This window comes from Rhodococcus sp. JCM 9793 (genome assembly GCF_055380405.1).
On sequence record NZ_AP043721.1, the window covers coordinates 3,957,148 to 3,970,539 of the forward strand.

The following is a 13,392-nucleotide window of genomic DNA, read 5'->3' on the forward strand; positions in this document are numbered from 1 at the left end:
CTCGTGGCACAGTCACTCGCACACCGCTAGCGTGGAGGCCATGACTTCCACTCCCCGATCGGAACCCGCACCGAAGGTCACGCACAGCGACGACGAATGGCGCGCCAAGTTGACCCCGGCCGAGTACGCAGTACTGCGCCAGGCGGGTACCGAACGTCCGTTCACCGGCGAATACACAGATTCCGAGACCGAGGGTGTCTACGAGTGCCGCGCATGTGGTGCAGAGTTGTTCCGGAGCTCGGAGAAGTTCCATTCGCACTGCGGCTGGCCGTCGTTCTTCGATCCGGCCGACTCCGACGCCGTGATCCTGCATGCCGACGACAGTCTCGGGATGCGACGGGTCGAGGTGCTGTGCGCGGCATGCCACAGCCACATGGGCCATGTGTTCGAAGGCGAGGGCTATCCGACGCCCACCGATCAGCGGTACTGCATCAACTCGATCTCCCTGCGCCTGGTTCCGAAGGACTGATGCCTGCGGCCGACAGCGCTCGCCACAATGCATCGGGTCGTTCTGCAGTGGGGCGAGGTTCGACGAGCTGGAACGAACATCCGACCTCGCGGGCTGCACCGTCGGCCTGCTCGCTGTCGCCGATCATGAGAGTCCGTGCGGGATCGACGCCCAGCGTCTCGACGGCGTGCCGGAAGATCTCCGGTTCCGGCTTGACCGCCCCCACTTCGAACGACAGCGTGAACGCCGAGACGAGATCATCGATTCCGAGTGCGGCGAAGGCGGGTCGGATGTCGAAAGCGATGTTGCTGAGCACCCCGATGCGGTAGCCGTCGCCCGAGAGAGCCTCGATCACCGGGACCGTGTCGGGATAGACGGTCCAGCAGGCCGGGTCCGTCACCTTCGCATACAAACTCTGTGCCTGCTGAGGGTCGGCGACACCGGATCTGCTCAGCACCGTGAGATACGCCTCTCGATGCCACGCCGGGTCGCGGTCACGGTTGGTCCAGGCGTGATGTTCTTCGGCGTCCATCTCGACGGGTTGTCCGGTCGGGGCCGTGAGACGTCGCATCAATTCGGCCTGCTGGTGCACGTCGAACTGTGCACCGGCGCTGTCGGTGATCTGCTCCATCCAGCTGTCGTCCTCCTCCAGCCGAAAGAGCGTGCCGGAGAAGTCGAACAGAACCGCGTCGAAAGAGTTCGTGCCCATGATGTCGAAGGCTAACAACAGTCGATGAGAAAGCCGATACTCCCTCATACTCACAGATATCCCTTCCGGCCTCCTTCACCCCTCGACGAGACCACGGAGTACCACCCCAGGCGCCCGCGGTGCGGGCCGAACAGAACATGTCGGTGGCCCGCGTTGTCGTCACCGCCGAGACCTGACACCGGCACCGCCGGAAAGGAACACGTGCGGCACCCATCGGTGCTGCCCGCACTCGGGCGGAAAAGGAGAGGTATGATGACCGGCACCGAACTGACCGAGCGACGCCAGTTCTCGTTCACCACCCGCCCCCATGCGGCGGTCGACGACACCACCGGCGACCCGATCGGACTCGGCGACATCGATGTTCGCGTCGGGTGGCTGCTCGACCTGATCACCAGTGCCGAAACAGAACTACTCACCAGGCTGTGGCACCCCGACACTTTCGACATTCTCGCCGCCGGTCGCGACCGCGGCGGCCGGGCACTGCCGAAACACGGGCACGTCGTCGCCGCCCGCCTCGGCTGGACCCCCACCTACCCCGACGGGTGTTATGTGCCGTCGCGGGTGAGCCGGGTGGTCACCGCACACGCCACAGCGACATTGCGGACCTTGACCTACCGCGACACGGCGATCGCGTCGCTGTCGGCCCGGTTCGATCCCGCCACCGGACATATCGCCCCGCCGGCGAGTGGGGAGCTGACTGTGCCGTCGGGATTCGCCCGCGGTGTACGACGGCAGCTGGTCGCCCGTACCCGCAGGGGCAACGAGGTGACCTCGGAGGCTGCGACCCCGGATATCGCGACCCCGGATGCTGCGCAGCCCGAACGGCTGCGGATCACCGACATCCAAACCCCACCGCAGGTCAGCCCGATGGCCCGCCTCGCCGCCGCCGATCGGCAACTCGCCGAGCTCACCGTCACCGCCGACACGATGGTGTTGACCGTGAAGCTCCCGACCACAGCGACCCCCGCCAGGCGAGCGCACTGGCGGGCGGTGCGGTTGACCGCCGCGCTCCCACCGCACCTGCACGGCCGCCCGGTCACTGCGTGGCATCTGCCGACCCTGACCCTCGACGGTCGAGGTCTGCTGCTGCGCTGCGCGGCCACCGAAGCCGTCCCCGCCGGTGACCTGACCAGTGCCACAGTGGCGGTGGGGGTGGACTGGTCACCGGCCCTCGGCGCCGCCGCGATCACCGCCGACACCGGCGACGGCCTGATCTCCGATTTTCGGGGTTACACCTACGACGACCGCGGACTGGGTATCAAGCTGGCCCGGTTACAGACCGAAGGCCAATTCCTGCACCGGAAATCGGCTCGGCTCAGCACGCTCGCCGAGAACGCACCGCCACAGCTGCGGGCGGAGTTGGACGCGACGATCGCGGTGCTCGACGCGAACCGCGCTGCGGTCGGTGTCAAGCGCGGGAAGATCAATCGGGAGTTGGCGTTTCATTTCGCGCGTCAGGTCACCGACTACGCGGTCGCCGCCGACGCGACGGTGATCGCGGTCGAAGATCTCGCGAGTCTCGAACCGCGTGGACGGGGCCGGGTGAACAACACTCGGGCGGCGCAGTCCGCGCGCCGTAAAGCCGCCGATGCTCTGACCCACACCGCAGCTCGGGTGGGCGCGGTGGTGGTGACCGTCCCCGCCCGGGGATCGTCGGCGTTATGTCCGGGCTGCAACGAGGAACTGGCCCGCCCGGGTGGCTATCACACTGCGTGGTGCGAGTCCTGCCGACTGGGTGGGAATCGTGGTCATGTGGCGGGGGTGAACCTCGCCAAGCGTGCTCTCCTCGGCCGAGGTGCTGCGGTCCGCACCCGTGCTGGGAGCCTGGAGATCCGGACCACCGAGCATGCTCCGGTGCGCAAGTGCCGGGACAAGACCGGCCCGACACCCGGGAGGCCGCGGCATCGCCGGGTCCGCCGTAGTGTTCCGACCCCGTCGGCCTCTGAGGGGGTGAACGAGGTGAAGTCTTGTCCTGCGTCTGAAGCGTCGGTGTGGGGCACGGTCGAGCCCGCGGTGTCGCAGGATGTTTCGGGTAGCCGTGAGGGACGTGGATCTGGACCGCCTGGCATGTAGGTGGCAGGGAGTATCAGGTTTACGTAGACGCTAGCTGTTGGTACGCCTCAGTTCGCGTACATCTCGTCGATCAGGCCCTTCGCGATCGTCGTGGCAGGGTCGCGGCCGTCGACGCCGGGCGCCAGGTTCGCCCACACGATCAGGGTCATGCCGTTCTCCGGATCGGACCCCATGAACGAGTTGTATCCCGGGAGCTCTCCGGTGTGTCCGTACATCGGGCCCATCTTGGCGATCCCCCAGCCGTAGCCCGCCGCGTCCGGAGTCGACGGATCGGTCGGAACGATACTGTCCATCCGCTGTCGTTGCAGGTCCGCATCGAGCATCGAACCGTCGGTGAGCGCCTCGACCCACGTGGCGAGGTCGTTCGCGGTCGCGATACCCGCCCCCGCCGCCCATGCCCACGACGGATTGCTGGTCGTGACGTCGGCCGGGGCGAGAGTTCCGTTCTCGGCTTCGGTCTGCATCTCCTCCGGCAGCGCCGGATCTGTGAGGGTGAGCATGTTGGTGCCGAACATGTAGCCGTGCGAGTACGGAGTGGGGAGCGTCACCTCGGTCGCGTCCGGGAACGACGAATTCGTCATCCGGGCCGACCGGAAGATCCGTTCGTCGACTATGTCCGACAAGGGCTGGCCGTCGAGCTGTTCTGCGATCAGGCCGAGCAGTATGTAATTGGTGTTCGAATAGTGGTAGCCCTCCCCCGGCGGGAAATACGGCGGATGCGCGAAGGCGAGTGCGAGCAACTCGTCGGGCTGCCACACCCGCTCCGGGTCGTTGTCGAGCGACTCGTTGAGTTCCGGTGTCTCGCTGTAGTTGTACAGACCGGAGCGCATGTTCAAGAGCTGTTCTATCGTGATGTTCTCGCCGTTCGGGACATCGGGACGATGTTTCGACACCGGGTCCGACAGCGACAGTGCGCCCTCGGACACCAACTGGAGGATCACGGTCGCCGTCCAGGTCTTCGTGTTGGAGCCGATGCGGATGTGGTCGTCCGGGGAGACCGGATCGCCTCCGTCACGCTCGGTGGTGCCGTAGGTCGCGGTGATCGTGCCCGACGGCGTCCGCAGCAGCGCGACCGCTCCGGGTAGGAGGAATTCCTGCGCGCCGGATTCGAGCGCAGACTGCAGTCCGGCCTGATCCACCGGGTTCGGGGTCCCGGCTGCAGGGGCTTCGGAACCCGATGTCGTCGCCGTCTCCGTTGCCGATGCGGCGGAGGATGTGTCGTCCCCCGAATCCGCGCACGCACCGGCGAACAGAACCAATGCGACTGCGGCGCCGGCAGCCCGCAGACGACGATCGCTTACCGCACGACGCTTCATGAGTGTTCAGACTACTGCGACATCACTCGCATAGTGACGTGTTTCACAGACGGCGCCGGATGGTCGGTGGGTCGTATGCCCGAATCGGAGGGAGCTCACCGTCGAAGCGCTCGATCTCGACGAGTACGTGCTGACCGGTGCAGCCGTTCGACAGGCGCGAGGTACCCACGTCGGCGGTGAGCACGTTCGGGTTTCCGTGCACACACATCGATTCGGGGTCGTCCGGGTCGAGGGGGTCGTACCACGCACCGGTCGAGAGCTGCACAACGCCACGCAGCACTCCGTCGTCGAGTACCACCCCGGCAAGGCACGCACCACGATCGTTGAACACCCGCACCACATCACCCTCGGAGAGGGTGCGCGCTACAGCGTCCTCGGGATGCATCCGGATCGGCTCGCGCCCCCGAATCTTCGACGCCTGGCTGACCGCGCCGTGGTCGAGCTGGCCGTGGAGCCGAGTGCGCGGCTGATTCGCGATCAGATGCAGCGGGTACTGCTCGGCACGTGCGCCTCCGAGCCACTCCTCCGGCGCGTACCACTTCGGATGGCCGGCGCAGTCCTCGTAGCCGAACCCGTCGATGTCCGCCGAGAAGATCTCGATGCGGCCGCTGGGGGTTCGCAGCGGGTCGCGTTGCGGGTCGTCGCGGAATTCCTCGAACGATGTCAGATCGTCCTCGGTGCGCATCCGCACATGACCGCGACGCCAGAACTCGTCGAACTCCGGCGGATCCTCGGCCCTGGCGGGATCGGCGAGGACGAATCCGCGCCACTGCCCGTAGAGGTATTCGAGCCATTCCTGCGCGCTGCGTTTCTCGGTGAACCTGTCGCCGAAACCGAGCCGATACGCAAGTGCCGAGAATGTGTCGTAGTCGTCGCGGGCGTCCTCGAATCGGGGTACCGCCGCGTGCATCGCAACCAGCAAGGGGTCGCTGCGTGTGCAGGTCAGGTCGTTGCGTTCGAGGGTCGTGGTAGATGGCACGACGATGTCGGCGTGCTTGGCCATCGGGGTCCAGTACGGATCGTGGACAACGATCGTGTCGGGACGTCCCAGCGCATGACGGAGCCGGCCGAGGTCCTGATGGTGATGGAACGGATTTCCGCCCGCCCAGTAGACGAGCCGGATGTCGGGGAACGTGAACTGCTTGCCGTCGTAGTCGAACTTCTCCCCCGGTCGCAACAACAGGTCGGAGATCGCGGCCACCGGGATGAAATCGTCCACGTCGTTGTTGCCCTGGAACAGGGTGGGCAACGGATACGGCACCGGTGCAGTGCCCGGTTCGTTCATCGATCCGTACCCGTGACCGAAGCCACCACCCGGTATGCCGATCTGCCCGAGCATGGCCGCCAATGTGATTCCGGTCCATGGCGCCTGCTCGCCGTACCGCACCCGCTGCAGCGACCACGACACCGTCACCAACGTCCGTGAAGACGCCATTCGGCGTGCGAGTTCGATCAACGTGTGCGCGGTCAGTCCCGACAGCTCCGCCGCCCACTGCGGCGTCTTCGGGATCCCGTCCGTGCGGCCGAGCAGATAATCCTCGAACTTGTCGTAACCCGTGCAGTAGCGGTCGAGGAAGCTGCGGTCGGCGAGACCCTCGGTAGCCAGGACATAGGCCAGCGCGAGCATGATCGCGACATCGCTTCCCGGCCGCGGTGCCAGCCACTCGCACTCACCGTGCGTGTCGTCGCGCAGCGGGCTGATCGACACGATGTGCCCCCCGCGAGCCCGCATCCGGTCGAGCGCATCGCGGGTGGGGTGGTCGCTGTTCCCACCGTCGTTGATGGAGGTGTTCTTGAGGGGGACGCCACCGAAGCACACGAACAGTTCCGTGTGCCGGGCGATGAGATCCCAATTGGTCGAGCGCGCGAACAGTTTCCAATGGGTCCCGACGACGCGGGGCATGACCACACCGGTCGCGCCGAGCGAATAGCTGTGCACCGACCGGGTGTATCCGCCGAGCATCTTGAGGAAGCGATGCACCTGACTCTGCGCGTGATGGAAGCGTCCGGGCGCGGACCATCCGTAGGAACCGCCGAAGATCGAGCGATTGCCGTAACGGTCCGCGACACGTCGCAATTCACGGGCGAGCAGTTCGGTCAGTTCGTCCCACGACACGGCGACGAACTCGTCGCTGCCGCGGCGCGTGGTAGGACCGGGCCCGCTCTCGAGCCACCCGCGACGCACCACCGGACCGGCGATACGGGCACCGTGCCGTACCGAACCCGGCACGTTTCCGAGAAGGGGCGACGGTTCGCGGTCGCCGGCGTACGGGTGGACGGCGACGACCTCGCCGCCGTCCACCTGGGCCGAGAACATCCCCCAGTGGGCCATCTGCGAATACCTCGCATCGGCCGTTCGGGAGTGCCGCGACTCGCCGGATGTGGTCAAGGCAGCGAGGTGATCAGCGACTCCGGCGCCACGCGCGGACCCGCGAAGAACGGGGTCTCCTCCCGGACGTGCCGACGCGCCTCGGTGGCACGCAGGTCGCGCATCAGATCGACGATCCGGTCCAGGGCCGGGGCTTCGAACGCGAGAATCCATTCGTAGTCGCCGAGCGCGAACGAGGGAACCGTGTTCGCACGGACCTCCGGATACGGACGTGCCTCCTTGCCGTGGTCCGCGAGCATCTTGCGACGTTCGGCGTCGGGAAGGAGATACCACTCGTAGGAACGTACGAACGGGTACACGCAGATGTAGTCACCCGGCTCCTCCCCCGCAACGAACGCGGGAAGGTGGCTCTTGTTGAACTCCGCAGGCCGGTGCAGTGCGGTGTTCGACCACACTGCGGTACTCGCACGCCCGAGGATCGTGGTGCGGCGGAAGTCCGCGTAGAACTTCTGCAGATCCTCGATGTGCTCGGCGTGGGTCCAGATCATGAAGTCTGCGTCGGCGCGCATCCCTGCAATGTCGTAGACCCCACGCACGATGACATCGGTGCCCTCGAACGAGGCGAGGAACTTCTGGAAGTCCTCGATGGCCTCCGTCCGGTCGTCACCGAGTGCGCCGGGCCTGACCTGGAACACCGACCACATCGCGTAGCGAAGGGTGGAATTGAGCTTGTCGAAATCGAGACGTGCCATACCCCTCATCCTGCCATTCGTGTCGCGAGCCGTGCTGCGGCCTTTGTGCCTGATTCGACACACGCCGGCACACCGACTCCGTGCAGCATCGCGCCGGCTACGGCGAGCCCGTCGATTCCGTCGATCTCCCGCTCGAACGCCGCCACGATCTCGGTGTGTCCGGCCCGGTACTGGGGCAGGCCGCCGTGCCACCGCTGCACGAATGCAGCCGAGGGCTCGTCGGCGACACCGGTGACGGTGGCGAGATCGGCGCGGGCAAGGGTGATCAGCTGTTCGTCGGATGCATCGACGAGCCTGTCGTCGCCGAACCTGCCGAACGACACACGGACGAGTGTGACGTCGCGTTCGGCGAGGTGTGGCCACTTTCGCCCGGACAGTGTGAATGCCTTGGCCGACAGTTCCTCTCCCGTGGCGACGAGAATGCCCGAGTTCTGCGGTAGTGCCGCGTCCGACGGCAACGCGAGCGACACGGTCACCGACGACGCGAGCGGAATCTCTGCGGCCTGCGCCGCGGCGGGCGGGACCGATCCGGCCAGCAGAGCTGCTGCCTCCGGTGCGGGTACCGCCAAGATCACACCGTCGACCTCGCCGACCGGATCGAGTGACCAGCGATCCCCGACACGACGCAGGTTCGAGGCCACGGTTCCGTAGCGGATCTCGGCCCCGGCTGCCTCCTCGAGTGCGTCGAGGAGCACTCCGTAGCCGCCGCGCAAGGCGCCGAAGACCGGTGTGCCGGACGGAGCCGGCAGCGCGCTCGCGACCGCCTCGCTCAGGCTCGCCGCACCGTCGTCGAGTGCGCGCGCGAGGGTCGGCACCGTGGCACGCACCCCGGCTGTGTCGGACAGGCCGGAGTAGACGCCACCGAGCAGCGGGTCGACGCTGCGGCGCACCACCTGCTCGCCGAATCGAGAGCCGACCAACTCCGCGACCGACATGTCGCCGTCGCTGTCCCAGTTCAGTGGGATCCCGGGCTCCCCCACGATGCGGGCGAGAGCGTCGTCGTCGACGAGCCCGTCGAGCGATCGCGCGTCGGCAGGGATCCCCATCAAAGTTCCGGTGGGCAGGGGGTGCAGTGCCGCACCCGCGTAGACGAGGGGGCGTGCCCCTGACGGATGGACGAGTTGATCGGTGAGCCCGAGTTCGTCGAGCAGCGCGGGCACTTCGGGTCGCCTGGCGATGAATGCCTCGGCACCGACATCGACGGGACCATCCGCCAAGGCCACCGTCCGAAGCTTGCCACCGAGTCGATCCGACCGCTCGAGCAGCACGATGCGGGCGTCCGGGCCGAAGGACGCACGAAGCCGGTATGCCGCGACGAGCCCGGTGACGCCACCACCGACCACGGCGACAACGGGTCTGCTCACAGCGAATGCACCAGCTCGACCACCCGGGTGAGGATGCTCGGATCGGTATCGGGAAGCACACCGTGACCGAGGTTGAAGATGTGTCCGGTCGCACCGGCGGAGAGAGCACGGTCGGCCGCGACGATCACGCGACGAACCTCGGACTCGACGACCTCCCAGCCGGCGAACAACAGCGCCGGGTCGAGATTGCCCTGCAGGGGCTTGCCCGCGCCGACGCGCTGCGCCGCGACGTCGAGCGGCACCCGCCAGTCGACACCCACGACATCGGCGCCGACCTCACCCATCGCGCCGAGAAGTTCTCCCGTTCCGACACCGAAGTGGATTCGGGGAACACCGGCAGACTCGAGTTCGGCGAACACCCGCTGCGAATGAGGCATGACGAATTCTCGGTAGTCGGCGAGCGAGAGTGCACCTGCCCACGAGTCGAAGAGTTGGACGGCGTCGACACCTGCTTCGAGCTGCGCGCGCAGAAACACGATGGCGATATCGGTGAGCCGGCCGAGCAGTGTGTGCCAGGTTTTCGGGTCCGCGTGCATGAGCGCTTTGGTGTGTTCGTGATTGCGGCTCGGTCCGCCCTCGACCAGGTACGACGCGAGTGTGAACGGTGCACCGGCGAACCCGATGAGCGGTGTATCGCCCAGTTCGCGGGTCAGCAGGTTCACTGCGCGCGCAACGGCACCGACCTCGTCCTGTTCGAGACGCGGCAGTGCGGCGACATCGGCTGCCGTGCGGAGAGGGTTCGCGACGACGGGGCCGGTTCCGGCAACGATGTCGAGATCGATGCCCGCCGCTTTGAGGGGCACGACGATATCGGAGAACAGGATCGCGGCATCGACCTTGTGTCGGCGCACGGGCTGCATGGTGATCTCGCACACGAGTTCAGGGTCGAAGCAGGATTCGAGCATGCCGATGCCCGCTCGGAGCTCGCGGTATTCGGGCAGCGAGCGGCCGGCCTGACGCATGAACCACACCGGCCGGTGCACCGGTCGCTCGCCGCGCGCCGCGGCGAGAAGTGGCGCATGCGGGAGAGCCCGCCGCGTGGGGTACTGCGTGGCCGCAGTGGAGCCGACGTTCGTGTTCTCCAAGCCGGTCATCGATCCTCGTTCTTCCGAAAGGCACGGGTCGCTGCCCATGCTGCCACGCGTGTCCGGTTCGCTGGAATCGGCGCGCCTCCCGCGTGCGCTCGGTCACCGGCACTAACGTCCGCTTGCGTGACCACCTCGCCTGCCGAGCCGGCCCGCTTTCGCGCTGCTGTCGATGCGATGAATGCGGCCACAGTGCGCCCGGAGATCGAGGTCGAGCCGATCCGGCCACCGCAGCGTCTCGCTCCGTTCAGCTACGCGCTCGGCGCCGAAGTGCTCCACCCCGACGAGCCCGAAGTTCCGGAAGAGTCGGAGGGCGACGCGTTCGGGCGGCTGATTCTGTTGTACGACCCCGACGGTGACGAAGCCTGGCACGGGACCACCCGCCTCGTCTCGTACATCCAGGCCGATGTCGACGCCTCCCTGGCCTCCGACCCGCTGCTGCCCGAAGTTGCATGGAGCTGGCTCGTCGATGCGCTCGAGGCACATCACGAACCTCTGACCGCTCTCGGGGGCACGGTCACGTCGACGAGTTCGGTGCGTTTCGGCGACATCGCGGGACCGGCGCGCGCACATCAACTGGAACTGCGGGCGTCGTGGACCCCGACCTCCGAGGTGCTCGCTCCTCACGTCGAGGCGTTCTGCGAGGTCCTCGCATACGCGGCGGGACTGCCACCGGCCGGGGTCGCACGCTTGCAGCGATAGAGTCACGGCCATGTCGGCAGCAAACGATCACGACCCGATCCCTTCGGATGAAGCGCCCGCTGTACCGTTGCTGGCTCCTCGAGACGGCGTCCCCGACGTCGTCACCACAGCGGCAGGCGTCGAAGAGGCCGCAACACTGCTGGCCCGCGGTCACGGTCCGCTCGCGGTCGACGCCGAGCGCGCCTCGGGTTATCGCTACTCCGCCCGCGCGTATCTCATCCAGCTCCGCCGCGACGGTGCGGGCACCGTCCTGCTCGATCCCATCCCGACCGCCGCAGATCTCGGATCTCTCGCATCGGTGATCAACGAACTCGAGTGGGTGCTTCATTCGGCCGATCAGGATCTACCCGGCCTCGACGAACTCGGCCTGCGTCCGGCGGCGCTCTACGACACCGAACTTGCCGGCCGACTGGCGGGATTCCCACGGGTCGGACTGGCCGCAATCGTCACGCAGACACTCGGGCTGGAACTGAGGAAAGGACACGGCGCCGCCGACTGGTCGAAACGCCCGCTGCCCGACTCATGGCTCAACTACGCCGCGCTCGACGTCGAAATCCTCGTCGAGCTCCGCGCCGAGATGGCCGCCGAATTGGACCGGCAGGGCAAGTCGGAGTGGGCTGCACAGGAATTCGAGCACATCCGACTCGCAGGACCGCCGAAGCCGAAGCCCGAGCGATGGCGTCGCACCTCAGGCGTCCACGCGATCAAGAATGCCCGCAAGCTGGCGATCGTTCGGGAATTGTGGTCGGCACGAGACGAAGTCGCATCCCGGCGCGACATCGCACCCGGACGGATCCTGCCGGATTCCGCGATTGTCGCAGCGGCACAAGCCGGTCCACGGACGATCGGCGACCTGCGGGAGCTGCCCGTCTTCGGCGGCCCGCGCCAACGTCGCTCGGCTCGGGTGTGGTTCTCGGCGATCGAACGCGCCCGCGCACTGCCGGACTCAGAGCTTCCCCCACTGACTCAAACATTCGACGGACCACCTCCCGCAGGGCGCTGGTCGCGTCATCACCCTGAGGCCGCCGCTCGCCTGACGGCCGCTCGTACCGAACTCTCCGCATTGAGCGAGGAGGTCTCGGTTCCGGTCGAGAATCTCGTGAGCCCCGAACTCGTGCGACGCCTGTGCTGGGACTGGGACCTCGCTGCGCCCGCCGATGCGGTCGCGTACATCGATAACCGGTTCACCGCCGGCGGTGCGCGCCCGTGGCAGCGAGAGCTGACGATCCCACGGCTCGCGAAGGCGCTCACGGACGAGGGATAGAGGCTCCGCGCCGCGCAAGTTACTGACCGGTAATGAGGATGTAGAGTGATTCCGAGGCCGGTGACCCCCTGGTACCCGGCCGCATCGCCTCGCCGCGGAACGTGTCGGCGAGGACACCGCTCCACCGGGAGGAAAACGCGTGGCTTCCACCACCTCGAACCAACGCAACGTCGTCTTCGTCGACGGCATACGTACCCCGTTCGGCAAGGCGGGCCCGAAGGGCATCTACGCCGACACCCGCGCCGACGATCTCGTCGTCAAGGCCATCCGGGAACTGATGCGCCGCAACCCCCAGCTCGATCCCGCCCGTGTCGACGAGGTCGCTGTCGCGGCGACCACCCAGACCGGCGACCAGGGACTGACGATCGGTCGCACCTCCGCGATCCTCGCCGGGCTCCCCGAATCCGTGCCGGGCTTCGCCATCGATCGCATGTGCGCCGGCGCAATGACCGCTGTGACCACTACCGCATCGGGCATCGGTTTCGGTCAGTACGACGTCGTCATCGCCGGCGGCGTCGAGCACATGGGCCGCCATCCGATGGGTGAGGGCGCCGACCCGAACCCCCGCTTCCTCGCCGACAAACTCGTCGACCCGTCCGCCCTGGTGATGGGCAACACCGCCGAGAACCTGCACGACCGGTTCCCGAGCATCACCAAGGCCCGCACCGACGCCTACGCGGTCAACAGCCAGAACAAGTACGACGCAGCCAAGAAGGCCGGCTGGATCGCCGACACTCTCGTGCCCGTCGCGACCCGCTCGGGCTCGGGCTGGGGTCTGGCCACCGAAGACGAACCGCCTCGCCCCGGGACGACGATCGACGATCTTGCGAAGCTCAAAACCCCGTTCCGTCCCGCGGGCCGGATCACCGCAGGTAACGCCGCCGGTCTCAACGACGGTGCCACCGCCGCGATCCTCGCCGGAGAGGACACCGCGCGCGAATTGGGCCTGCCGATCGGCATGCGCATGGTCGGCTTCGCCTTCCAGGGTGTCGACCCCGCCGTCATGGGTATCGGCCCCGTTCCGGCGACCGAGAAGGTTCTGGCCCGCACCGGCCTGAGCATCGACGACATCGGACTGTTCGAGATCAACGAGGCGTTCGCTGTGCAGGTGCTCGCATTCCTCGAGCACTACGGCATCGCCGACGACGACCCCCGCGTCAACCAGTGGGGCGGCGCGATCGCGTGCGGACACCCACTCGCATCGTCGGGTGTCCGCCTGATGACCCAACTCTCCCACCAGTTCGCGCAGCATCCCGAGGTGCGCTACGGACTGACCACCATGTGCATCGGTCTCGGCATGGGCGGCACCGTGATCTGGGAGAACCCGAACTTCGAGGGAGACAAGTAGTC

The 13,392-nt window shown here is 67.1% G+C and carries 11 protein-coding genes; 5 read left to right on the forward strand and 6 right to left on the reverse strand.

Annotated elements, in window-relative coordinates:
- The first annotated feature begins 40 nt into the window (after positions 1 to 40).
- Positions 41 to 469: a peptide-methionine (R)-S-oxide reductase MsrB gene (gene msrB, locus ACZ46K_RS20420; RefSeq protein ID WP_054809883.1), complete on the forward strand. Its 429-nt coding sequence runs from the start codon at positions 41 to 43 to the stop codon at positions 467 to 469.
- Here the strand turns inward: msrB and ACZ46K_RS20425 are convergent.
- A complete protein-coding gene (locus ACZ46K_RS20425) occupies positions 432 to 1,157 on the reverse strand; it encodes an HAD-IA family hydrolase (RefSeq protein WP_054809876.1) in 726 nt (241 codons plus the stop codon). The two genes, msrB and ACZ46K_RS20425, sit on opposite strands and share 38 nt — an antisense overlap.
- 252 nt (positions 1,158 to 1,409) lie before the next feature.
- Between ACZ46K_RS20425 and ACZ46K_RS20430 the strand changes: the two genes are divergently transcribed.
- A complete protein-coding gene (locus ACZ46K_RS20430) occupies positions 1,410 to 3,230 on the forward strand; it encodes a transposase family protein (protein ID WP_464749421.1) in 1,821 nt (606 codons plus the stop codon).
- A 47-nt stretch (positions 3,231 to 3,277) separates the two neighbouring features.
- On the opposite strand, the gene ACZ46K_RS20435 is transcribed toward ACZ46K_RS20430, so the two are convergent.
- The 5 genes from ACZ46K_RS20435 to hemE are packed head-to-tail and all read right to left on the reverse strand — an operon-like array spanning position 3,278 to position 10,085.
- On the reverse strand, positions 3,278 to 4,546 hold the full coding sequence (locus ACZ46K_RS20435) for a serine hydrolase domain-containing protein (protein ID WP_054807580.1): 1,269 nt from the start codon (positions 4,544 to 4,546) through the stop codon (positions 3,278 to 3,280).
- 43 nt (positions 4,547 to 4,589) lie between these two features.
- Positions 4,590 to 6,878 carry a molybdopterin-dependent oxidoreductase gene (locus ACZ46K_RS20440; protein WP_464744446.1) on the reverse strand — a complete coding sequence of 763 codons (2,289 nt, stop codon included), beginning with the start codon at positions 6,876 to 6,878 and terminating at the stop codon, positions 4,590 to 4,592.
- 53 nt (positions 6,879 to 6,931) lie between these two features.
- Positions 6,932 to 7,627 carry a hydrogen peroxide-dependent heme synthase gene (hemQ, locus tag ACZ46K_RS20445; RefSeq protein ID WP_464744448.1) on the reverse strand — a complete coding sequence of 232 codons (696 nt, stop codon included), beginning with the start codon at positions 7,625 to 7,627 and terminating at the stop codon, positions 6,932 to 6,934.
- A gap of 5 nt (positions 7,628 to 7,632) precedes the next feature.
- Complete coding sequence (locus tag ACZ46K_RS20450; protein ID WP_464744450.1) at positions 7,633 to 8,991, reverse strand: protoporphyrinogen oxidase; 1,359 nt, start codon at positions 8,989 to 8,991, stop codon at positions 7,633 to 7,635.
- Entirely contained in the window at positions 8,988 to 10,085 is a 1,098-nt protein-coding gene (hemE, locus tag ACZ46K_RS20455; RefSeq protein WP_464744452.1) for a uroporphyrinogen decarboxylase, read from the reverse strand. The genes ACZ46K_RS20450 and hemE overlap by 4 nt, the downstream gene beginning before the upstream one ends.
- Before the next feature lie 117 nt (positions 10,086 to 10,202).
- Between hemE and ACZ46K_RS20460 the strand changes: the two genes are divergently transcribed.
- The 3 genes from ACZ46K_RS20460 (at position 10,203) to ACZ46K_RS20470 (ending at position 13,390) form a co-directional block, all read left to right on the forward strand.
- The gene (locus tag ACZ46K_RS20460; protein WP_054806636.1) at positions 10,203 to 10,778 is read left to right on the forward strand and encodes a DUF3000 family protein; all 576 of its coding nucleotides are present in this window, start codon (positions 10,203 to 10,205) and stop codon (positions 10,776 to 10,778) included.
- 10 nt (positions 10,779 to 10,788) lie between these two features.
- Complete coding sequence (locus ACZ46K_RS20465; protein ID WP_054810257.1) at positions 10,789 to 12,042, forward strand: HRDC domain-containing protein; 1,254 nt, start codon at positions 10,789 to 10,791, stop codon at positions 12,040 to 12,042.
- A 139-nt stretch (positions 12,043 to 12,181) separates the two neighbouring features.
- A complete protein-coding gene (locus ACZ46K_RS20470) occupies positions 12,182 to 13,390 on the forward strand; it encodes a thiolase family protein (RefSeq protein ID WP_054810256.1) in 1,209 nt (402 codons plus the stop codon).
- Positions 13,391 to 13,392: the final 2 nt, after the last annotated feature.

What these genes read in the sequence shown, in the direction of transcription:
- hemE (WP_464744452.1), bottom strand. Translation starts at nt 10,085, where the DNA reads ATGACCGGCTTGGAGAACACGAACGTCGGCTCCACTGCGGCCACGCAG.
- msrB (WP_054809883.1), top strand. Translation starts at nt 41, where the DNA reads ATGACTTCCACTCCCCGATCGGAACCCGCACCGAAGGTCACGCACAGC.
- ACZ46K_RS20435 (WP_054807580.1), bottom strand. Translation starts at nt 4,546, where the DNA reads ATGAAGCGTCGTGCGGTAAGCGATCGTCGTCTGCGGGCTGCCGGCGCC.
- ACZ46K_RS20425 (WP_054809876.1), bottom strand. Translation starts at nt 1,157, where the DNA reads ATGGGCACGAACTCTTTCGACGCGGTTCTGTTCGACTTCTCCGGCACG.
- hemQ (WP_464744448.1), bottom strand. Translation starts at nt 7,627, where the DNA reads ATGGCACGTCTCGATTTCGACAAGCTCAATTCCACCCTTCGCTACGCG.
- ACZ46K_RS20440 (WP_464744446.1), bottom strand. Translation starts at nt 6,878, where the DNA reads ATGGCCCACTGGGGGATGTTCTCGGCCCAGGTGGACGGCGGCGAGGTC.
- ACZ46K_RS20430 (WP_464749421.1), top strand. Translation starts at nt 1,410, where the DNA reads ATGACCGGCACCGAACTGACCGAGCGACGCCAGTTCTCGTTCACCACC.
- ACZ46K_RS20465 (WP_054810257.1), top strand. Translation starts at nt 10,789, where the DNA reads ATGTCGGCAGCAAACGATCACGACCCGATCCCTTCGGATGAAGCGCCC.